Annotated in this window: 18 protein-coding genes and 1 pseudogene; 11 read left to right on the top strand and 8 right to left on the bottom strand. The window is 52.4% G+C overall.

Annotated features, from left to right (window positions below; all coding sequences use genetic code 11):
• Positions 1 to 67: 67 nt before the first annotated feature.
• The 3 genes from HX448_RS06505 (at position 68) to HX448_RS06495 (ending at position 4750) form a co-directional block, all read left to right on the top strand.
• Positions 68 to 1495 carry a reductive dehalogenase gene (locus tag HX448_RS06505; protein ID WP_102330535.1) on the top strand — a complete coding sequence of 476 codons (1428 nt, stop codon included), beginning with the start codon at positions 68 to 70 and terminating at the stop codon, positions 1493 to 1495.
• Between the two features lie 136 nt (positions 1496 to 1631).
• On the top strand, positions 1632 to 3083 hold the full coding sequence (locus HX448_RS06500; RefSeq protein ID WP_162485837.1) for a reductive dehalogenase: 1452 nt from the start codon (positions 1632 to 1634) through the stop codon (positions 3081 to 3083).
• Positions 3084 to 3301: 218 nt separating this feature from the next.
• A complete protein-coding gene (locus HX448_RS06495) occupies positions 3302 to 4750 on the top strand; it encodes a reductive dehalogenase (protein ID WP_102330070.1) in 1449 nt (482 codons plus the stop codon).
• Positions 4751 to 4809: 59 nt separating this feature from the next.
• On the opposite strand, the gene HX448_RS06490 is transcribed toward HX448_RS06495, so the two are convergent.
• From HX448_RS06490 to HX448_RS06470, 5 genes are read right to left on the bottom strand one after another with little or no spacing between them, the layout of a single operon-like run.
• The gene (locus tag HX448_RS06490) at positions 4810 to 6975 is read right to left on the bottom strand and encodes a PqqD family peptide modification chaperone (RefSeq protein WP_102330071.1); all 2166 of its coding nucleotides are present in this window, start codon (positions 6973 to 6975) and stop codon (positions 4810 to 4812) included.
• Complete coding sequence (locus tag HX448_RS06485; RefSeq protein ID WP_102330072.1) at positions 6972 to 9107, bottom strand: PqqD family peptide modification chaperone; 2136 nt, start codon at positions 9105 to 9107, stop codon at positions 6972 to 6974. The genes HX448_RS06490 and HX448_RS06485 overlap by 4 nt, the downstream gene beginning before the upstream one ends.
• A gap of 43 nt (positions 9108 to 9150) precedes the next feature.
• Positions 9151 to 9936, bottom strand: a complete 786-nt coding sequence (locus HX448_RS06480; protein ID WP_102330073.1) for an ABC transporter permease — start codon at positions 9934 to 9936, stop codon at positions 9151 to 9153.
• Positions 9933 to 10736 carry an ABC transporter permease gene (locus HX448_RS06475; protein WP_102330074.1) on the bottom strand — a complete coding sequence of 268 codons (804 nt, stop codon included), beginning with the start codon at positions 10734 to 10736 and terminating at the stop codon, positions 9933 to 9935. Before HX448_RS06475 ends, HX448_RS06480 begins: the two co-directional genes overlap by 4 nt.
• Positions 10733 to 11725 carry an ABC transporter ATP-binding protein gene (locus HX448_RS06470; RefSeq protein WP_102330075.1) on the bottom strand — a complete coding sequence of 331 codons (993 nt, stop codon included), beginning with the start codon at positions 11723 to 11725 and terminating at the stop codon, positions 10733 to 10735. The genes HX448_RS06475 and HX448_RS06470 overlap by 4 nt, the downstream gene beginning before the upstream one ends.
• A 302-nt stretch (positions 11726 to 12027) precedes the next feature.
• On the opposite strand from HX448_RS06470, the pseudogene HX448_RS06465 reads away from it, so the two are divergent.
• The 7 genes and pseudogenes from HX448_RS06465 to HX448_RS06435 form a co-directional block, all read left to right on the top strand.
• Positions 12028 to 12500 (top strand): annotated as a pseudogene (locus tag HX448_RS06465) (RtcB family protein); the annotation flags it as partial.
• Between the two features lie 4 nt (positions 12501 to 12504).
• Complete coding sequence (locus HX448_RS06460; RefSeq protein ID WP_102330076.1) at positions 12505 to 12954, top strand: AAC(3)-I family aminoglycoside N-acetyltransferase; 450 nt, start codon at positions 12505 to 12507, stop codon at positions 12952 to 12954.
• 9 nt (positions 12955 to 12963) lie between these two features.
• Positions 12964 to 13395 carry an archease gene (locus HX448_RS06455; protein WP_102330077.1) on the top strand — a complete coding sequence of 144 codons (432 nt, stop codon included), beginning with the start codon at positions 12964 to 12966 and terminating at the stop codon, positions 13393 to 13395.
• A gap of 47 nt (positions 13396 to 13442) precedes the next feature.
• Positions 13443 to 15386 (top strand): ABC transporter ATP-binding protein, encoded by a 1944-nt coding sequence (locus HX448_RS06450; protein WP_102330078.1) that lies wholly within the window; start codon positions 13443 to 13445, stop codon positions 15384 to 15386.
• A gap of 80 nt (positions 15387 to 15466) precedes the next feature.
• Positions 15467 to 15925 carry a redoxin domain-containing protein gene (locus HX448_RS06445; RefSeq protein WP_190259850.1) on the top strand — a complete coding sequence of 153 codons (459 nt, stop codon included), beginning with the start codon at positions 15467 to 15469 and terminating at the stop codon, positions 15923 to 15925.
• Positions 15926 to 15962: 37 nt separating this feature from the next.
• Entirely contained in the window at positions 15963 to 16418 is a 456-nt protein-coding gene (locus HX448_RS06440; protein ID WP_162485838.1) for a GNAT family N-acetyltransferase, read from the top strand.
• 185 nt (positions 16419 to 16603) lie between these two features.
• Complete coding sequence (locus HX448_RS06435) at positions 16604 to 16924, top strand: CxxC-x17-CxxC domain-containing protein (RefSeq protein WP_076004309.1); 321 nt, start codon at positions 16604 to 16606, stop codon at positions 16922 to 16924.
• 63 nt (positions 16925 to 16987) lie between these two features.
• Here the strand turns inward: HX448_RS06435 and mtaB are convergent, their stop codons facing one another.
• Entirely contained in the window at positions 16988 to 18187 is a 1200-nt protein-coding gene (mtaB, locus tag HX448_RS06430) for a tRNA (N(6)-L-threonylcarbamoyladenosine(37)-C(2))-methylthiotransferase MtaB (RefSeq protein WP_102330080.1), read from the bottom strand.
• A gap of 112 nt (positions 18188 to 18299) precedes the next feature.
• On the opposite strand from mtaB, the gene HX448_RS06425 reads away from it, so the two are divergent.
• Positions 18300 to 19310, top strand: coding sequence for a DUF128 domain-containing protein (locus HX448_RS06425; protein WP_102330081.1), 1011 nt, complete (start codon positions 18300 to 18302; stop codon positions 19308 to 19310).
• Positions 19311 to 19411: 101 nt separating this feature from the next.
• Here the strand turns inward: HX448_RS06425 and HX448_RS06420 are convergent, their stop codons facing one another.
• Both HX448_RS06420 and HX448_RS06415 read right to left on the bottom strand, forming a co-directional pair.
• Positions 19412 to 19888, bottom strand: coding sequence for a ferritin-like domain-containing protein (locus tag HX448_RS06420; RefSeq protein ID WP_102330082.1), 477 nt, complete (start codon positions 19886 to 19888; stop codon positions 19412 to 19414).
• A gap of 30 nt (positions 19889 to 19918) precedes the next feature.
• On the bottom strand, positions 19919 to 20494 hold the full coding sequence (locus HX448_RS06415) for a superoxide dismutase (RefSeq protein ID WP_102330083.1): 576 nt from the start codon (positions 20492 to 20494) through the stop codon (positions 19919 to 19921).
• Positions 20495 to 20633: the final 139 nt, after the last annotated feature.

Below are 20633 nucleotides of genomic sequence, written 5' to 3'. Positions count from 1 at the left end.
AATGATCAACTGACACCGGAAAAGACTGGGAACAAGCCAAGATAATAATTTAAAGGGGAAAAAGGGGATGTCCAAGTTTCACTCAACAGTAAGTAGAAGGGATTTCATGAAAGCCCTGGGAATGGTTGGGGCGGGTGCAGCAGCCTTAACCACACCCGTCTTCCACGATCTGGATGACATGGCCGCGGCTGATATGGGTAATCCCAAAAAGCCGTGGTTTGTAAAGGAGAGGGAGCTGGAAAATCCGACCATGGAGTTGGATTGGACCCAGATCAAGCGATTTAACTCAAAAAACTCCGCCAACTCAAGTAACCAGTTCTATGATACCAATTATCCAAATGTGGTTACCCAAGCAATAGAGAGCCGGAAAAAATGGATGCTTGATGATAGTCCCGGTTGCACCCTTAAAGATAATGCGTTGAACGATACAATCGGATTGCCGACCGGGTCATCTGCTCCCTGGGTGCCATCTGCCACAACACCGGAAAAGCTAGGCGTACCGAAGTATAGTGGTACGCCTGAAGACAACGCCCGGATCGTGAGATCGGCTCTCAGGTTTGCAGGTGCCGCCTTAGTTGGGTATGTCCCGCTGACTTCAAACACCAAGAACCTGGTATTTAGTAACGGGTTTACGTTTGAAGACACTCCGACCGGTTATTCAGATCCCAAGAAGGGAAGTGTTATTCCCAACTCCGGTATGACTGTTATCCCGGTTACGTCTGTAACACCTATCACATCTCTTATGGTCACCCCGAGTGTCCTGGGACATGCTGGAAATAACCTGCAAAACAGGTTGAAGGGACAGGCTAGTAGCACCGGTTCCCGTTTTCTAGCTGCGTTGGGTTATGACGGCTTGAATGGCGGAATCGGACCCGCTCCAGCCTTCAGCACCCTGGCTGGAGGAGGCGAGATTGCTCGTACCGGCGGCGGTCTGATCAGTGCCAGCTACGGTATCGGTGTCGGTACGGATACCTTGGTAACTAACCTTCCTTTAGCGCCGACCCACCCCATAGACGCCGGCATCGCAAAATTTTGTTGCAAATGTGCGAATTGTGCAGATGTTTGCCCAAGTTCTTCTATTCCTACAGACCCTGAGCCAACTTGGGACCTGCCGGATTATGTCTTTAGCAAGCTTCCAGGCAATACCGCCCAATTCTCAAATCCTGGCAAAAAGGCGTTCTGGTTCAATGCTTCCACGTGCAGAAGTTATAGCATTTCCATATCACGGTGTAACACCTGTATTGCCAGCTGCGTTTTCTCCAAGATGGATAGCTCGATGATTCACAATACGGTGAAGACGATAATTGCCAATACACCCTTGTTCGATGGCTTTTTCGCTACGATGGATAAGGCTTTTGGGTATGGTAACCAGCAATTCAAGGCTGGAATTGGCCCACCGACCGGAACGTTTAATGAGACCGCGGTTGAGTGGTGGACATGGGAACTTGCGCCCAATGGGGCAGAAAAACGGTTTTTCGCACCAGACGCACAATGAACCTGAAGGCAACGATTATTGAATCTTGAAGAACTTGATGCCTTTAAAGGAGAAATTATGAATCCTTGACCGCCGGGAAAGACCGGAGCACTGGGAACTGAACAACCAAATGGAACGTAGAAGAAAGGAAAACAAAATGGCGAAATTTCATTCAACAGTTTCTCGCCGGGATTTCATGAAGGGGCTGGGTCTAGTCGGCGCCGGGGCTGCTGCTCTTACCACGCCTGTCTTCCATGATCTGGACGAGATGGTTGCCAGCGGAACCGGAGACATGGCAAACCCCAAGAAGCCCTGGTGGATCAAGGAACTCGATTTCGAAAAGCCCACGGTTGAAATCGACTGGACGTTGATCAAACGTTATAACTCCACCTACAGCTCCCAGTCCAACAACGCCCTTTATGACAAAGACTGGAGCAACGTCGTTAAGAAAGAGGCTGAGCTGAAAAAATCTTGGATGACCGACCGGAAACCCGGTTTCAGCATCGAAGATTACGCGTTCAGGGATATCATTGGTAACCCGCCAGGCTCCACGAACCCCTGGGTACCCGCTGCCAGCTCTTTTAAATCCCCGGAGGCGCAGGGAGTGCCCAAATATGAAGGCACGCCCGAATACAACTCCCGCATGTTGCGCACGGCTCTCAGAACCTTCGGTGCGTTCGGCATGGCCTATGTGCCCTTAACCGCCAATGCTCAGAAACTCGTCTACAGCAATGGTTACACACTGGAAGACACCAAAATCGGCTACAGCGACGCCAAGAAGGGTAACGTCATTCCGACCCAAGCCGGCATAACTTACATCCCTCTCATGGCTCCGGAAATGTTGACCGGTTACAGAGGGAATCCATCAGCCACCAACCGCGGTACCCACAGCAAAGGCAATCAAATACTTGGCGTAGTGGTCAGTTCAGGGCAACGTTTCTTAGCCACTCTTGGCTACCAGGGTTTAAGCGGATCCATCGGATGCGGTCCGGCTTTCTTCCCTCTAGGTGGCGGCAGCGAAATGGGACGCATCGGTGGACAATCTATCAGCCCGACATACGGTATGACCCAGACACACAACGGGCTCTCGACTGATTTGCCGATTGATCCGACACATCCGATCGACGCTGGTATCTGGAAATTCTGCCATACCTGCGGCAATTGTGCCATAGTTTGTCCGAGTGAATCGATTAATACAGATAAAATACCGAGCTGGGAAGTCCCGACCTTCGCTCAGAGTTTTTCCAATCCAGATGCGCAATTCTCGGTTCCCGGGAAAAAGGTTTTCTTCAACAACATGTCCACCTGCAAAACTCACTGCGATTTGTGCGGTGGCGGTTGTAACGTTTGTATGGCCAACTGCGTATTCTCTCACCTTGAGACAGCCGCCGTGCACATCATGGTCAAGGCTACCCTGGGTTCGACTCCGACCTTTAATACCTTCTTTAAGGACATGGACCGGGTCATGGGATACGGTCTACAACAGTTTGGCCCCGGTATCAGCCCGCCCCTCAATGGTACATTCAATCCTGCCGCGGCGGAGTGGTGGATGATTGAGACTCCACCCTTTGGTTGGGACGGACGCGCCACTCAAGCACACGCCCAGTAAATCCAACCGTACGACAAGAGACTATGTCGAAGTAAAGGCAAAACGGGGGTTCCTCCCAAGGAACCCCCGTGGCTTTTTTGGAATATTAAGATCTAACGCGCTTTTCCAACCCTTGGAGTGTTAAACGTAAGGAGCTTACTTTGAATATTGGCATCCGGGAAAGACCGTATAACGTTGGGAAATAGACCCAAAAGTCGCGATTAGGAAAGGAGAAATTTATGTCAGTTTTTCACAGTACGATGAGCCGCCGGTCGTTCATGAAGACCCTGGGTTTGGCTGGCGTTGGCGCTGCCGCTCTAACCGCCCCGGTTTTTCATGATCTAGACGAAATGACCGCCAGCGGAGATATGGCTAATCCGAAAAAACCCTGGTGGATAAAAGAACGGGATTTGGAGAATCCTACCGTCGAGATTGACTGGACCCTGGTCAAGCGCTTTGATTCTACCAAGAGCACCCAATCCAACAACGCCTTATATGATCCCAATTGGGCGCAAGCGCTTATCGATCAAAAAGCCGCCAAAAAGAAATGGATCACGGAAAACCAACCGGGTTATACTCTAAAAGATTTTGCCTTCAGGAACAACGTCGGTTTGCCTATCGGGGCTCTTAATCCCTGGGTTTTGACGGGTACTCAGATCCCGGCCGATACCCCTGCATCCTTGGGAGTACCTAAGTATACAGGCACTCCCGAAGAGAACGCTCGCATGTTGAGGACAGCTCTTCGGACTTTCGGAGCCTACCAGATCGGCTATGTGCCTCAGACCGCCAATACGAACAAGCTGGCATACTCCAATGGCGTGATCATAGAAGACACCCAGACGGCGTATATCAACGCCGCCAGCAAGAATGTTATGCCCAGCGGCGGATTAACCCATATTCCTATCATGTATCCAGAAATGCTGACTGCGTATTATGCAGCGCCGAGCCCTCTAATTCGTGGTATTCATGAGCAGGGTAATCGGGGAAATGGCCAAGTTCGCAGTTCAGGCCAAAGATTCTTGGTGGCTATTGGCTACCAAGGGGTTAACGGTTCAATCGGTCCCATGCCCCCGTTTATGGCACTTGGCGGCGAAAGCGAACAGGGGCGAATTGGAGGTCAGAGCATCAGCCCGACCTATGGCATGACGCAGACTCAAAACCTGTTGTCGACCGACTTGCCTCTCGCTCCTACTCACCCGATCGATGCCGGTATCTGGAAGTTCTGCTGGACCTGTGCCAATTGCTCTAAGGTATGCCCCAGCAGCTCGAATAGCACCGAACATGAGCCTACCTGGGACCCGCCGGCGACGCTTAATGTTAGGAGCCTCACGGATCCTAATATCATCTATTCAATTCCTGGTAAAAAGGTGTTCTGGAACAACATGGCCACTTGTAAGACTTATCAGGACATGGTCTGGGGTTGTAACATCTGTATGGGCAACTGCGTCTTCTCCCATCTGGAGACAGCAGCTGTTCACCTGGCTGTCAAGGCGACTCTTGGCACAACGCCAGTGTTCAACACCTTCTTCAAGGATATGGATCAAGTTATGGGCTATGGCCTGCAGCAATTCAGCGCTGGTGTCGGACCGCCTACCGGAACCTTCAATCCGAAGGGCGTGGATTGGTGGAAGACCGAAACGCCTCCTCATGGCGAAGATGGTCGCTCACGTGAGCTACACGCACAATAATCCAACTCGAAACACTGTTGAAAGAGAGAGCCTAGGAAGGGGCTCTCTCTTTTTCTTCATCAACGAACAGGAATTTCTACGAATCCCTGTTGCGCTATGGCCTCAAGGAAGGTGATGCAGTCCTGTTCAATGCTCTCGAATCTGGCCTGGTATTTTTCGGCTAAGGTTTGAACAATTTGCTTCAGGGTGCTCCTGCCATCGCATAACCGGACTAGTTCCATTCCGGCTTCCGGCAAAGCCGCAAGATTCCCCGAATGGGTGTCAACCAGCACCTGTGTTCGTACCGGGTACACGGGCAGCTTTGTGTCCGCCGCCAGGTTCTGTCGCACCTCGGCAAGGTTGAAATTTGTATTGTCAAATACGACGCCATTTCGCAAACTGGGAGTTGATCTCCGATTCAGCCTAACGGCAGTTGCAGCAGCGTGAGGAGCGTTAAGTTTAGCCGTCAGCGACTTAAGCAACGGGTCGCTCTCCTCAAAACGGCAGAGGTAAAGCGGCAGGGCAAAATCTTTATCGTAACGATAGCCGATGCTATCCAGGAGCCTTGTTGAGTCGTAGGAATCGGCCACCGTGGTCATGCAGTACTGGGCCAGTTCCCTGGCTTGATCATATGTCAGCCCAGATGACACTGTGTAATCGGAAACCAGAAGGAATTCGTTCTCAGGTCCATCGTTCGTTACGGTAATGCCAAAATCCTCGGGATGTTTATAGATAATAGAACCTTTACCCAGCCCGAAATTTTCGACATAAAATGAACGAATGAAGCCCCTCCCACCGGCTAGAAAATCGATGGTCTGCTTGGCTTCGTTGTACGTTTCTCCCGGGAAGCCGAGCATAAAATAGACGTGGTTCCAGATCCCGGCATCGTAGACATTCCGGCATACTTCAGTCGCAACGGCTTCGGTCGTCCCCTTGGACATCAGATTCAGGACGCGGTCGCAGCTTGATTCAAGACCCAGCGACAACATCCGGAAACCGGCTCGAGCGATCTTTTGACAGAGTTCCTGGGTAAATTGTTTTTCCAACCGGATGTTGGTTGAACATCTGATATCTAATCCTCGTTCGATGATCTTATCTGAAAGATTTCTAATCGAATGGGGCGATATGCCCTCGTCGCAAAAGGCGAAATGGCGGGCTCCATGCTTGTGGGATAAGGTCTGGACGTCATCGATAACCTTTTGGGTATCCCGGAGTTGATAAGCGCCTCCCCAGCCCAGCCCGTGTCCGCAGAAGGCGCATTTGTTCCAGTAGCATCCTCTCGAAGATAATAGGGGCACAACCGGTTCCGGACCGAAATAGCTATCCAGATCCAAACCGTCGAAACAGGGTGTAGGTAAATCGTTGATATCAACCGGCGGGAGCATTTCTGTGATTTGCACAGCGCCATCACTAAGGTACATCAAATTCGGCACTGTCTGGAGTGATTCGCCTTTAGATAAACACTCAACCAGGCGCAGCAGGGGTAGTTCGCCTTCGTTAAGGATGACGCTATCGAAAAAGTCCCGGAACAGCTCAGTGTGCCGGGAAATCACCTCAGATAGGACCGTTGATACATGTCCCCCGACCGTGATATGTGCCTTGTTAGCCCTGGTTTTCAACATCCGGGAAAGTGTAAGGGCGGGAACAAGCTGGCTGTGCGAGGCGATGGTGATTCCGATGACATCGGGTTTTTGCTCTTCGATGAAGGGCATCAAGTGGCTATCGTAATATTCGATGAACGGATTTTCGCTCCGATCCGTGGTCACTTTCTCCAACGAATCGAACGAACCGGTGAAAGACGGCATTTCGAATGGGGCAAAGCTGAAACTGGTTGGAAGGTGGGCGGTTGAGATAACCGAAAAAGCCAGATTGATAGTTTCACGGGCTCTGGCGAGCTCATCCGGATCAAAGAACGTCTCGGGGGAGTGGAAAACCTTTTTCGCAGTTTGGATATTTTCGGCTATGTTGGCGGCGATCGACCTGGCGACAAACAGGTTGTTGTATCGTTTCTGTTCATCACCGGGATTCAGGCGGTCTTTTGTCTCCAAAGCCGCAAACCGGGCGTCAATACCCGGTTTTATTCCCTTGATATAAGATTCGGATAGAAAGGTCTCGTATACTTCGAGGTTGACATCTTTCTGGATGGCATCGATCCCCTTGCCGCGGAGGTAGGCCACCAGCGAAGGTCCAGCCACGTAAGGCCGAAACGGGGTGAACTGGGGCGGAAAAACTAGCAACACCTTCATTTAAACTTAATAAACCCGCTCTTTACCAATGAATTCAACAGAATCAAAACGCCCTTTTCTATCTCATTAACCGGAGCATCGTAAGTCTTCCCTAATATTGACGCAATCTCTCTCACCGTTCTCCGGCCGTTACACAATTCCAGGATTTCAATGGCCTGTTCCGGTATCGATCCCATTAATTTGGATTCTGAATCAAACATCATGGTGCTTGGTTCGGGAAGAACCTCGGTGTCCTGCCCTGTTCCTAATCGGCGCCTGATGTTAATAAGATCGAAATTCGTCCTCCAGATCATGGTGCTTGTGTTTACGATTGGAATCGAACCAGGCCTAAGGGCTTTGGCTGGTCTAATTGGCGCATTGTCCGCGAGCTTGATGTTCATTAATGATGGGTCGCTCGCTTCATAATGAGACAGATAGAGCGGTAGGTAATAATGAGTAATTAGTTCCAACACCTTGTTTCCATCGAACTGCGTGCCGACTTCGTCCATAGTGTTGTCGGATAATTGCCGAGCTTGTACGTATGAAATCCCCCGGTTGAGGCTGTAGCTGTAGGCAATGGAGAAGTCATTTATGCGGTCTTTTTCTACGGTCACCCCGAACCGTTCCGGTTCACGTTCGATTATCATGCCTCGTTCGAGGCTGAAATTGTCGGTGTGAAATGAACTGATGGTGCTTTTATGATCTAGTAAGAAACTGATAGTGTCTTGAGCTTCTTGCATTGTTTCGCCGGGAAACCCGAACATTACGTACAAGTGGTTCCAGATGCCGGCACCATGCACATTCCGGCACACGGTCTGTGCCGTATCGGTGGTAATTCCCTTGTTCATTAGTTGGAGAATCCTGTCAGACCCGGATTCAAGCCCCAGGTAAAGCATCTTGAAACCAGAGGTTGCGATTCTTTGACAGAGATGGGAACTCAACTGCTTCTCCATCCTGATGTTGGTTGAACAACGGATGTTCAAGCCGGTATTGATGATCTCGTCTGCAAGCAGTTCTATTTGACTGGGTGAAATTGCCTCATCAACGAAGGCAAATTGGCTGGTGTTGTATTTTGCGGATAGTTTTCTGATGTCCTCGACCACGAGGTGAGTATTCCTTTTGTGATAGCATTCGCCAAAACCGAAGTTTTGGGAACAGAAGGCACATTTGGTCCAGTAGCAACCTCGCGATGCTAAAAGCGGCAGGACCGGCTCAGGACTGAGATAAAGTTTCAAAGGAAGGCCATCGAAATCCGGGGTGGGCAGGGAGTCGATGGGCTCCGGGAGGCACCTCCCGGTAGTCTTTACTCCCGTTTCATCGCGGTAAATAAGATTAGGAACATCATTCAGAGGAAGTCGGTCCCGGATATGCTCCACCAGAGCGAGCATCGGTTTTTCACCTTCATAGAGGACCGCGCTGTCGAGGAATTCCTCAAACAATCTTTCATTTTTCTTAAAAGAATCAGCCAGCAGGGTAACGATGTTTCCGCCGAACACGATATGAGTTTTTGGCAGAGCCTTTTTCAACAATCGTGAAAGCGTGAATGAGGAAATGAGCTGACTGCGGCTCGTTACGGAAATTCCGATCACATCTGGTTTGCTTTTAATTAACTCCGATACGATCCGGTCAACAAAAATTCCCAAAAAGGGATTATGTTCATTATCGTTGGTGGAGAATTGTATTCCCTCAAAAGTATTATCAAACGAAGGGATCTCTAGCGATTCGAAACCGATAGTAGTGGGCAAATGGGCAATCGAAACAATTGCTAAAGCCTGTTCAAGGATTTGCCTGGCCTTGAAAAGCACCCCCGGATCATAAAAATCCGCGCCTTTACTACGCAGTATTTCCTTCGCGCCCTCGACCTTCGCCGCCACGTGTGCCAGCGATGCGGTGGCGATGAAAAGGTCGTTATAATATTTCTGGGATGAGGGCGATAGTTGTGCCCTGGAGTCCAGCGCCTTGAACCGCTCTGCCAGAATCGCCTTCAGGCTTAGAAGATATTCCTTCGACAGAATCAGGTCGTAAGTTTCTACGTTGAGATCACGTTGCGTGACCTCAATTTGATGTGATCTCAAATAAGCGGTGATCGAGGGTAAACCCAGGTGCGGACGAAAAGGTGTAAATTGCGGTGGGAAAATCAGCAGGACTTTCATAAATTCGAACGTAACATTATAGCATTTTCGACAGTAACATAGGTTAAGCCGAAGCGCCTGAGTATCTTCTCATACCCGCCTTCCAGATGATCCTCGAAAGGATAAATAAACCGACTGCTAGAGTTGCTGCTCCGGCAACGGTCGGCCAGTTCAGCCTTCCTGTAAGGGCTTCGGCGGGAACGGTCACGGCAAAAGCCACCGGGATGATGAAGGTCAGCCCGTATCGCAGCCAGCCGGGGTAGAGGCTTATCGGCCAACGGCCGGCTTCATACAGGCTCTGGAAGATCACCAGGATGTTCTCCACGCGCACCAGCCAAAATGAGAGCGAAGACAACATCAGCCAGAAACAATAGACGATGATGCCCCCGCATAGCAGTAGCAGGATGAATTCCGTGGCTTGAATTAAACCGATCTGGCTGCCGAGACGAGTCAGAGCAACAACGAGCACTCCCGCGCCCAGGAAGAAGTCGATAATCTCCCAAATATCGTAACGCCGGATACTGACTAGCAACTGGCCGTCTTCAGGTTTGGTCAGGATGAAATCCAACTCCCCGGTTCGCACCGATTCGATGAGTTCCTCCATCCCCGGCTGGATGACAAGCCCCATGATGCCCCCGACCAGGAGATAGACGCCGACCAGGGCAACGACTTCCTCCGGCTTCCACCCGCCAAGGCTATCGGTGTAGGAGAAGATGACCCAAACACCTGACAGGGCGACACCGAGGTTCAGAATGGACTGGAACAACCGCCACCAGAAATTGGCGCGGTAGGCCAGTTCCCCTAGGAGGGCTATGCGGAAAAATGCGGCAGCCAGTCGCAGGTATCTCATGCCCCGACCGCCGAATAGATCTTGATCCCGGAACGCCAGACAATGCGTACGAGCCCGAGAGCCAGCGCTACCCAGATGATCTGGACGCCGATCCCGGCTAACACTTCACCCGTCGACAACTGCCCTAAAAGCAACCGCACTGGAAAGCCGATCATCCAGTAGAACGGCAGGATTTGCCCGACGAACTGTATCGCCGACGGCATGAGGGTCAGCGGCGCCAGTTGACCGGAGAAGAGCAGGATGAACATGAAGTAGGTCTGGTTCACCGCTCCCACCCGGGTAGTCCAGAAAGCAGCTAATGACAGCGTCCACTCCAGGAGAAAGCGGAGGAGAAAAGCGAAAAATATCGCCGGCACGCTTAAAAGGAGCATCAGCGGAGTAAATGAAAACGAGGCATGGAACGCTAAAGCCAGGCCGGTCGCGATAACCAGGATGACCGGGAAAGTAATGAGCTTCGACGAGATATTATCGGCGATATCCGAATGGATGGGGTGGACCGGCTTTAACAGACGGGCTGATAAGCCTCCTTCGCGGATGCGATATTCGAATTCGTACATGATCCAGGTATAGGTTAACTGATTGACGATCATGAACATCACGTAGTAAGCAGCAAAACCGCTCGCCGAGTAGCCGCCGACATTGCCGCCGGAGGCATTGGCCACCACCGACCAGACGATCAGCAGCACCAGGGGTTCGCTGACCTGCCAGATCATCCAGATAAGGAGCGCCGCCCGGTACTGGAACATGGAGGCGAACGTCACCCGGAACTGCTGCCGGTAAAGTTCCAAGTAATACTTCACGCAATCTCCTGGGCGAATACCCTCTCGATGACTTCCTCGATGGGAGGGTCTTCCACCAAAAGGTCGATCACCTGCAGTTCGGCCAAAAGCCGCGCCGTTACCACAGCGGTCTGGGCTTTGGGTACCCGCAGGGTATAGCGGCCGCTTTCGCAAGAGGTCACATCGCCGTAAGCTGAAAGATCCGCGCCGCATCCGGCGGTCTGGATGACGATTGTTTTGTACGAAGTGAATTTTTGTACCAGGGCGACGAGGTCCCCGTCGAAAAGCAATTTTCCGTGATGGATGACCAGAACCCGCTTGCACAACGCTTCGACATCGGCCATGTAGTGGCTGGTTAGGAGCACGGTCGCCCCATACCGGCGGTTGTATTCGGCGACGAAATCGCGCAGCCGGTGCTGCATGGTAACATCGAGGCCGATCGTCGGTTCATCAAGAAAGACCACTCGCGGCCGGTGCAGCAGCGCTGCGGCGAACTCGCACTTCATCCGCTCGCCGAGAGAAAGATTGCGCACCGGCTTGTTCAGGAGCGGGCCAAGGTCGAGCAGGTCGGTCAGTTCCCTTACCAGGCTGCCGTAATCGGCCTGTGGTATCTGGTAAATGGCTCGGTTCAGCTCAAAACTCCTGATGGCGGGTATGTCCCAGACGAGTTGGTTTCGCTGGCCCATGATCAACGTTATCTGCCGAAGGTACTCGGATTCCCGGCGCCACGGGATCTTGCCCAAAACAGAGACCGTGCCGGAGGTAGGAAACAACAGCCCGGAGAGCATTTTAAGTGTGGTGGTCTTGCCGGCGCCGTTAGGTCCCAGGAAGCCGACGATCTCTCCTGAGGACACACTGAAAGAGATGCCGTCGACGGCGGCAACCTCGGTCTTTTTGCGACGGAGGATTCCTGATAGACCCGAGGAAGACTCGCCTTCCTGCTGGCTGACGACATAGACTTTGCGGAGTTCATTGACCTGGATGGTAGGTTTGGGTAGCGATGTTTCCATATGGATAGATTATAGGACATGGGAAACGTTGGATATTAGTTTGAGGACCATGATGCCGAAGTATTTCGATCAATTTTCGATAAATTACGTATAAATACCAATTGCGCGAGCTCTGTCTCCGTCTTAGACTGAGAATATGGTTACCATTTCCGCTTTGACCAAAGTCTCGAATGTCATTTGGGACCTGCCAATCTCCCACAAAGAGGGTATGCTGGTGCCGGCAAGGATTTTTGCCACCAGGGCGCTCATCGAAAAGATGGATGTGGCAGTCTTTGATCAGATCTCCAACGTGGCGACACTGCCCGGAACAGGTGGTCATCATGTTCCATTGCGGCAGCCGCAGCTTCGGGCACCAGGTAGCCACAGACTACCTGCGCAATTTTCTGGATGTTATGGAGCCAAAGTACGGGATCAAGGTCGTTGACCGCGAACTGGCATCGGCGCCCTTCAAATCGCCGGAGGGGCAAGACTTTTTGCGGCGATGAAGTGCGCCTTGAATAGGGTGAAAGAGGGGGCGGCTTCGTTTTACTCCACCGCCCACGGCAGCGGCCGGACGATGAGCCGCACCGCCGCCCGAAAACAGTGGCACGGCCGGGAACTAGCTGATGAAATGAAAAAACACGGTATCTACGTCCGAACGGCATCGTGGTCGGGTTTGGCCGAAGAGGCCGGCGAGGCTTACAAAGATATCGACGCCGTTGTGGAAGCCACCGAACTTGCCGGGTTGTCACGGAAAGTAGCTCGTTTCACCCCAGTGGGGAACATCAAAGGATGAGGCTTTGCCTTACAGCTATAAACGATTGACGTCAAACGATGTGTCTGATCTCAAAGCTCTGCTCAGGGTTTTCGGCGAAGCTTTTGAAGAGCCTACTACGTATCAGGGGAACGTTCCGGGCGACGACTATCTAAGGCGGATACTCGACAAGCCCGATTTCATCGTCATAGTTGCCCTAGATGAGGGGGAGGTCGTGGGAGGGCTCGCTGCTTATGTCCTTGAGAAATTCGAGCAGGAGCGCAAAGAGGTATACTTATACGACCTGGCTGTGTCCGCCGAGTATCGCAGGCAGGGGATAGCCACGGCATTGATCAACAATTTGAAGTTGACGGCTAAGGAAATCAGCGCCTACATTATTTTCGTTCAGGCGGATAAAGGTGATGAGCCGGCCATCGAATTGTACAAATCGCTAGGGAAAGGCGAAGAGACCCGCAACTTCGACATAAATATTTGATTTGACGTCATGTCTTACAGATTTATCCCTGAAGAAGCTACGGCGGACATTGCTTTCGAGGCCAGCGGTGACACGCTCGAAGAATGCTTCCGTGCGGCTGTTGAAGCCGTCCTCAACGTTATGGTGGACAATCCGGAAGCCGTACTCGAGATCGAGAACAGGAACATCAAACTCAACAACAACGCGCTTGACCTTCTTCTTTTTGACCTTCTCCAAAAAATAGTATTCTTCAAAGACGCTGAGCAGTTGTTGCTGCACCTGGATGGCATCGTACTCAACCGCATGGGGACCCTTTGGCGGCTTTCGGCCACCGGGAAGGGGGAGTTCATCGACCCAAAACGTCACCGTCAGCGCGCCGACGTCAAAGCGGTGACTTTCCACAACTTTACTCTCGAACAGACCGAAAAAGGCTGGCGGGCTCACGTCATCCTAGATATTTGATCTTATTTCTGAGCAAGCTTCTGGCATTTGTGTTAACATAATACATTATGTCCATGGTTCATGGTTTTCCTTACTCATTGAGCGCCCCCGATGAGAAGCCCAGAGTCACCCTCGGCTTATTGAAACGCGTACTGGGCTACGCCCGCCCTTATACCAGGCTGATCGTGTTGATGTTCGCTATCACGGTTGTGGTTGCCGGACTGTCTTTGCTCATGCCGCTCATTCTGCGCCAATTGATCGATCATACTCTGGTTGATCGCAATCTACCCCAGTTATGGTGGCTTGTCGCAGCCCTGGTTGCTTTGCCGATCGCTACCAGCGCTTTGAACGTTCTTTTGAGGCGGATCAACGCGGGAGTGGGTGAGGGCGTCGTCTATGACCTCCGGGTGGCGCTATTCTCTCACCTGCAGCGGATGGCGCTGAACTTCTTCACCAACACCAAAGTCGGCGAACTGATGAGCCGCCTCAATAACGATGTTGTCGGCGCGCAGAACGCCATCAGCAATACCATGGTCGGCATTGTTTCCAGTTTTATCCAGACGGTCGCATTGCTGGTGGTGATGTTCAGCCTGGAATGGCGACTGACTCTTCTTTCAATCGTTATCCTGCCTTTATTCCTGGTGGCCGCCCGGAACCTTGGACGCCGGTTGCAGGCTATCGCCCGGGAGCAGCTGGACCTGAACGCCAAAATGAACGCCGTGATGCACGAACTCCTCAACATATCCGGCGCGCTCCTGGTGAAATTGTTCGGTCGCGCTTCGACGGAAGACGAGAGATTCAAACAAAGGGCAGCGGCGGTGCGTGACGCCGGCGTCAGGCGCGCTGTCACCGGCATGCTATTCTTCGCCAGCATCGGCTTAATCAGTGCTATCGGCGTTGCCCTGGTCTACGGCCTCGGCGGCTACCTGGTGATTATGGGTACCTTGAGTATCGGTACCATAGTCGCCATGGCAGCCTACCTCGGCAGTCTGTATTCCGCGCTGCAAAACTTGACAAATGCCCCAGTGGATTTTGCTACTTCGATGGTCAGTTTCGAGAGGGTCTTCGAGGTTATAGACCTGCCACACGAGATCGGCGAAAAACCCGGCGCCCTGAAACTTGAGGAGACGAAGGGTGTACTCGAGTTCGAAGACGTCAGTTTCCAGTATCCCAAAACCGAGAAGAGTCTGCTGAAAGATGTAAAAAGGTTTGGCCAGATGCAGGATGTGGTGGCTGTTTTATCAGGGGGCGCTCAGACCGCGCCCGCCAACGGGGAAACCGAAAAAGTCCCCGTGTCTCAAGCCCGGGAGCAAGTGCTTGACCATGTTTCTTTCCGCGCCGAACCGGGACAATTGGTAGCCCTGGTTGGACCAAGCGGAGCTGGTAAAACGACGCTGACCTATTTGATCCCCAGGCTTTACGATCCGACAAGCGGCCAGATCCTCATCGATGGCCACGATCTGCGGGACGTCACTCTTGATTCCCTGGCCAACCAGATCGGCATGGTCACCCAGGAGACCTTCCTTTTCCATGACACCATCCGCGTCAACATGTTATACGCCGATCCGGACGCCACCCCCGCCCAGGTCCAGGCGGCAGCCCGGGCGGCCAATATCCACGATTTCATTATGGGGCTGCCCAAAGGATACGATACCGTGGTTGGTGAGAGGGGCTATCGGCTGTCCGGCGGTGAAAAGCAGCGCATTGCCCTGGCGCGGGTCATCCTCAAAAATCCCCGCATCCTCGTCCTCGACGAAGCCACCAGTTCCCTGGACTCCGAATCCGAGGCGCTGATCCAGGAAGCGCTGAAACGGGTGATGGCCGGACGCACCAGTATCGTCATTGCTCATCGTCTCTCGACCATTCTCGCCGCCGATATTATCCTGGTAATGGACCGCGGGCAGATCATCGAACGCGGGAACCATCAACAGTTGCTCGCCCGGGGCGGACTCTACGCCCGGCTCTATGAGACGCAATTCCACGGCGACAAGGTTTCATCGACCTTAACCTAGAGCGCCCGGCGGTTTTGCGCTCATACAGGCAGCATTTACAATATCCCTGAAAGGCAATTCAACTTCGAAAGGATATTGCGATGATCGCCATCGGCGCCACGGCCCCGGATTTTACACTGAAGGACCAGGATGGCAAACCGGTCACTCTCTCGAATTTCAGAGGCAAGAAAGTGGTGTTGTCATTTCATCCGCTAGCCTGGACCAACGTGTGCCAGGAGCAGATGCTCTCGCTCGAGAGAAATTTTCAAAAGCTCGCCGAGATGAACGCGGTGGCATTCGGTATCAGCATCGATACCGTCCCGACCAAGAACACCTGGGCAAAATCCCTGGGAATCAAAAATACCAGATTGTTATCCGACTTTTGGCCCCACGGCGAGGTTTCCCGCAGGTACGGCTTGTTCATCGAGGCGGAGGGCTTTGCCCAGCGCGCTAACGTGGTCTTGAACGAACAGGGCAAGGTAATATTTGCCAAAGAATACAAAATCGACCACGCTCCGGACATGGATGAAGTCCTGGCGGCAGTGGCGCGGGGTAAATAGTTGTATCACCGGGCGCCGTTGCTTTAAGATTGGCCCCATGTCTAAAATCTCAGTCCGCCGCGCCGGCGTCGAAGACACGGCGATCGTCATCGACCTGCTGGTGGCTTTGGCCGAATATGAAAAACTTACCCCTCCGGACGCCGCCGGCCGGGAAAGGCTTTCCGCTGAGTTGGTTTCGGCCACTCCGCGCTTCGAGGCTTATATTGCCGAGTTGGGCGGGAACGCCATTGGCTGCGCCGTGGTTTTCGAGACCTATGGCACCTTCAGAGCCAAGCCCAAGCTGTACATCGAGGACCTTTTCGTTTTGCCGGAATTCAGGGGTTCAGGCGCCGGCAAGGCTTTATTCCAGGCGATGATAGAACTGGCCAGAAACCGCGGCTGCGGCGCCATGGAATGGACTGCCCTCGATTGGAATACCCCGGCTCACGACTTCTACTACCGGATGGGCGGCAGGAAGCTCGATTCCATCAAGGTTTTCCAACTCGAGCTTTAGATCCTAAATCGCCGAACACTTCTCCCGTTATTTTCCTCTTTTCAGGATTGGCCTATTGACAACCGCTGTGTATTGCGATATATTGAAGAATAGTTGTTCAGTTCGTGTCATTATTACCGCGCCTCGAGCCTACGTATAGATGACCGCAACTCTCACAACGAGTTTTAAGAGAGGAGGTCATACAAATGGCTCAGGACAAGCAGATCCAGTGCACCGATTGCGGCACTACCTTCACCTTCAGCGCTGAGGATCAGGAGTTTTTCCGTTCCAAGGGTTATACCAATGAACCAAAGCGCTGCCCGTCCTGCCGCGCCGCTCGCAAAGCCGAGCGTGGTGGCAGCACCGGAATGGGTGGCGGCAGTTTCGGCGGCGGTCAGAGGGCTCAGATGTACCCGGCCGTGTGCGCAGCCTGTGGTCAGAACACCCAGGTTCCGTTCCAGCCCCGTGGCGACAAGCCCGTCTACTGCAGCGATTGCTTCCGCAAGATCAAACCGCCGACCCGGTAGTTTGAACTAAAAGCAAAAGAATCTGAGGCGCCTCGCAAGAGGCGCCTCAGTTATTATCCGGACTTAAAGTTTCGCTTCGACGATACGGTTTTCCAAGTCTTCGGTGCTATCGATGGTCGCCCTGATATAGTTGTCGGTGTAGCCCACCCACCGGGCGTCTTCCCTGGCTTCTATCAAGATTTCGAGGGTTTTGCCTTTGAATCTCCGCTTGAAATCCAGTTCGCCTTGCCGCCCCAGTTTGAGTAGACGATCTACGCGGGTTTTTATCGTACTGGACTCGACCTGTCCCGGCATTGAGGCGGCCAGGGTTCCGGGGCGGGGTGAGTAAGGGAAAACGTGCAAGCGCGAAAATCCAATTTCCTCGATAAACCTGAAGCTCTTTTCAAACTCGGCGTCGGTCTCGCCTGGGAATCCGGCGATAATGTCGGTGGTGATTGCCGCTTCCGGTACGGCGTCCCTTATGAGTTTAACCGCTGACCTGTAGCTTGCCTTGTTATAACGCCGTTGCATGTGACGGAGGACCGTATCGGAGCCGCTCTGCAGCGACAGGTGGAAATGGCGGCACAAGCGTTTGTTTTTCCAGAGATTAACAAGTTCCTGGTTGATCTCCTGCGGTTGTAGTGAAGAAATGCGTACGCGTTCGATACCGGTCTTGGCAAGAATCCGTTTCAGTAAACCTGCCAGGTTCAGGCCGTCTTTAGCGTATTCTCCTATTTCCGTCCCCGTGAGTATCACCTCGCGGAAACCCTCAGCCTGCCGTTTTTTGATTTGTTCGATGATGATTTCAGCATGAACGCAGCTTTTGTGGGGTCTGACCAAGGGTACGATGCAATAGGCGCACCGGTGATCGCAGCCGTCCTGGATTTTGATCATCGAGCGCGTCCTGCCGGCTTCGCTTTTAAAAGGTTCTTTGGAATGGATAAATCCGATACTTTCAAGCTCACTGGCGATGTTGCTTTTAGCTGCGTTGCCCAGGACAGTCGCGATTCCGGGTAATTTGCTGAGTTCTCCGCTGTCCCGTTCGGCGTAGCAACCCGTAATAACGACTTTTATTCGGGGGTTGGTTTTGAGAGAGGCACGGGCAGCCTGCCTCGCCTTGCGGTCGGCCACGCCGGTTACGGTGCAGGTATTCAGCAGAAAAATGTCGGCTTCATCGATGGAATGGACAATACGGTAACCAGCAGCCGATAAATCACGCCCCATCGTTTCCGATTCGGACTGGTTTAGCTTGCAGCCGAGGGTCTCGATAAATACATTAGTCACTACTGTATTATATCAAAAAGTGTTATCCGATGGCGGCAGATTGAACAAGCTGATTGAATCCGTGATATAATGGCAAATAAATGGAATAAATTGCCGTAATGTTTGAGGTTATATGGCGAAAATCGACAGCCGCGAAGTTGAAAGAGAAAAACTGGCGATCCTCAGGGTCCTTGGGAGTTCAACGGGTTCGCTGGGGAGCCAGGTTATCGCCCGCCGCCTTCGTGACGAATACGGCATCGAACTCTCGGAACGTGCCGTGCGTTATCATCTCGGGCTTTTGGACGAGCAGGGGCTGACCAGCAAGGTGTCCCGGCGCAGCGGGCGGAGTGTTACCACGGCGGGTCTTGACGAATTATCCAATGCCCTGGTGACTGATAAAGTAGGCTTTGTTTCCGATAAGATCGAGTTGCTGGCTTATCAGAGCACTTTCGACGTCGACAGGCAGTCCGGGCTGATTCCGGTGAACATCTCATTTTTCCAGGCTGACCAGTTCAAAGAAGCATTGAAGGCGATGACCCCGGTTTTCAAGGCAGGAATTTGCGTTGCCGAAAGAGTGGCAATAGCTGAAGCCGGCGGATCTCTCGGCGGATTGCTCGTGCCGCAGGATTACGTGGGTTTTGCCACCGTCTGCTCAATAGTGATCAACGGCACCCTCCTCAGGTCCGGCGTGCCCATGGATTCCCGTTTCGGCGGCACGCTGCAGTTCCGGCAAAACCGGCCGTGGCGATTCACTGACCTTATCCACTATTCCGGTTCATCGTTAGACCCTTCGGAGATTTTCATCGCCAGTCGGATGACCGCCGTCGGCGAAACTGCGCGCCGTGGGGCCGGTAAAATTCTAGCCAATTTTCGTGAAATTCCGGCGATGAGCCTGCCATTGGTCAGGGACTTGATAGCGAAACTAGAGAAGGCCGGCATCCGCGGCCTGGTGGCTATGGGCGAAAGCGGCAAGCCGATCTGCGAAGTACCTGTCGGGTTGAACAAGGTGGGGCTGGTGTTGAGCGGCGGTTTGAATCCGGTAGCAGCCGCGGCGGAAGCCGGGATCGGCACCCGCAACCGCGCCATGAGCGGATTGATGGACTTCGGCGGCCTGCAGAGTTTCTGGGATGTGGTCAAGAAATAACCAATAACCAAGAGACAAATCCCAGCAAATTTCAAATCCCAAAATTCAAATTCCAGATGTGTCGTTTCTTGAGATTTGATATGGTTATTGTACCTTGGTTATTATAATTTGGTTTTGATTTCCGCCAGCTTACGCAGATGTTCTTTTTCTTCGCTGATGATCTTGCCGATGCTTTCAGCCGCATCGCCGCCGGCAATATCCTGAATCTGTTCGTAAAATAGTATCGAGTCTTTTTCCGCCCCGATCCCGATTTCGACGGCTTCTTTATCGCTGTCCACCTTGGTCACGAGTTCGCTGGTAGCCAGGTCGTCGTTGAATACGGAGGAATCGACCAGCGCCTTGAAGTATGCCCCATATTCCTCATCCTCAAAACCTTCCCCGAAAGTTTTAGGGGCTGACGCCAGCATCTTTTGAAAGGTCTGGATATGCTGGTGCTCCATGGCCGCCAGAGCCAGAAAAGATTGTCTGACTAGGTCGTTCTGAGAAGACCTTGCCAGAGTGTCGTAGAAAGCAGCCCCTCTGCGTTCGACCGCGATGGCGATATTGTAGAGTTCGGCCGGGGAGAAGGCGATAGACATATTTTCTCTCCTCTATTCACTGAGTAATAATTACTTCAGGCGTTTTTCGCAGGCTGTCCAGTCGACATTCTTGAAAAAAGCGTCAATGTAGTCGGCGCGTTTCAACCCGTAATCGAGCATAAAGGCGTGCTCCCAAACGTCCATCACCAGAATGGGATTGCATCCTGCCAAATGGCCGGATTCATGGAGGTTGATCCAGCTGTTGAATACCATGCCGGTCATTGAGTCCTGATACAGCACTGCCCAGCCGACGCCCCTCATGGAAGCAGTCGCGCGGAAATCCTTTTCCCAGGCTTCGTAGCTGCCGCAGGCCTCTATCAGTTTCTTTTCGAGTTTTCCGCTCGTTATCGGCATGCCGCTTCCGCCCAGGTTGCCGAAATACAGTTCGTGCAGCCTCATGCCGTTCCATTCAAATCCGAAATGCCGCTGAAGTTCGGCGTATTCCGGAGTATCCGATTTGCCTGATTTGGAGAGTGCATCGATCGTTTCGATGAGCTTGTTGGTGTTTTTGATGTAACCCTGATACAGAGTGAAATGATTATTAAGTAGCAGGTCAGAAAACCCCATCATGCCCTGCAGTTTGGTGAAATCCATCGCGGTATACATGTTTTTCATCCTCTCTTTTTTTAGCGAGTACTGGGCGCTGCTCTCAAACCTTCAGGTACATTATATAGCGTGAATGTGTCGGTTCAAACCGCTCCCAATCAGGACTTTGGGGCGTTGAAATTTAATCGTTTCCGAGGAT

It is taken from the genome of Dehalogenimonas etheniformans (genome assembly GCF_014672715.2).
GTDB classification, from domain to species: domain Bacteria; phylum Chloroflexota; class Dehalococcoidia; order Dehalococcoidales; family Dehalococcoidaceae; genus Dehalogenimonas; species Dehalogenimonas etheniformans.
This window is presented reverse-complemented; position numbering and strand designations above follow the sequence as displayed.

Excerpts from the sequence above, each read along its gene's own strand:
- HX448_RS06505 (WP_102330535.1), top strand. The coding sequence starts at position 68 with ATGTCCAAGTTTCACTCAACAGTAAGTAGAAGGGATTTCATGAAAGCC.
- HX448_RS06455 (WP_102330077.1), top strand. The coding sequence starts at position 12,964 with ATGTCTTACAGATTTATCCCTGAAGAAGCTACGGCGGACATTGCTTTC.
- HX448_RS06450 (WP_102330078.1), top strand. The coding sequence starts at position 13,443 with ATGTCCATGGTTCATGGTTTTCCTTACTCATTGAGCGCCCCCGATGAG.
- HX448_RS06485 (WP_102330072.1), bottom strand. The coding sequence starts at position 9,107 with ATGAAAGTCCTGCTGATTTTCCCACCGCAATTTACACCTTTTCGTCCG.
- HX448_RS06425 (WP_102330081.1), top strand. The coding sequence starts at position 18,300 with ATGGCGAAAATCGACAGCCGCGAAGTTGAAAGAGAAAAACTGGCGATC.
- HX448_RS06495 (WP_102330070.1), top strand. The coding sequence starts at position 3,302 with ATGTCAGTTTTTCACAGTACGATGAGCCGCCGGTCGTTCATGAAGACC.
- HX448_RS06435 (WP_076004309.1), top strand. The coding sequence starts at position 16,604 with ATGGCTCAGGACAAGCAGATCCAGTGCACCGATTGCGGCACTACCTTC.
- HX448_RS06480 (WP_102330073.1), bottom strand. The coding sequence starts at position 9,936 with ATGAGATACCTGCGACTGGCTGCCGCATTTTTCCGCATAGCCCTCCTA.
- HX448_RS06445 (WP_190259850.1), top strand. The coding sequence starts at position 15,467 with ATGATCGCCATCGGCGCCACGGCCCCGGATTTTACACTGAAGGACCAG.
- HX448_RS06500 (WP_162485837.1), top strand. The coding sequence starts at position 1,632 with ATGGCGAAATTTCATTCAACAGTTTCTCGCCGGGATTTCATGAAGGGG.
- HX448_RS06415 (WP_102330083.1), bottom strand. The coding sequence starts at position 20,494 with ATGTATACCGCGATGGATTTCACCAAACTGCAGGGCATGATGGGGTTT.
- HX448_RS06440 (WP_162485838.1), top strand. The coding sequence starts at position 15,963 with ATGTCTAAAATCTCAGTCCGCCGCGCCGGCGTCGAAGACACGGCGATC.
- HX448_RS06420 (WP_102330082.1), bottom strand. The coding sequence starts at position 19,888 with ATGTCTATCGCCTTCTCCCCGGCCGAACTCTACAATATCGCCATCGCG.
- HX448_RS06490 (WP_102330071.1), bottom strand. The coding sequence starts at position 6,975 with ATGAAGGTGTTGCTAGTTTTTCCGCCCCAGTTCACCCCGTTTCGGCCT.
- HX448_RS06470 (WP_102330075.1), bottom strand. The coding sequence starts at position 11,725 with ATGGAAACATCGCTACCCAAACCTACCATCCAGGTCAATGAACTCCGC.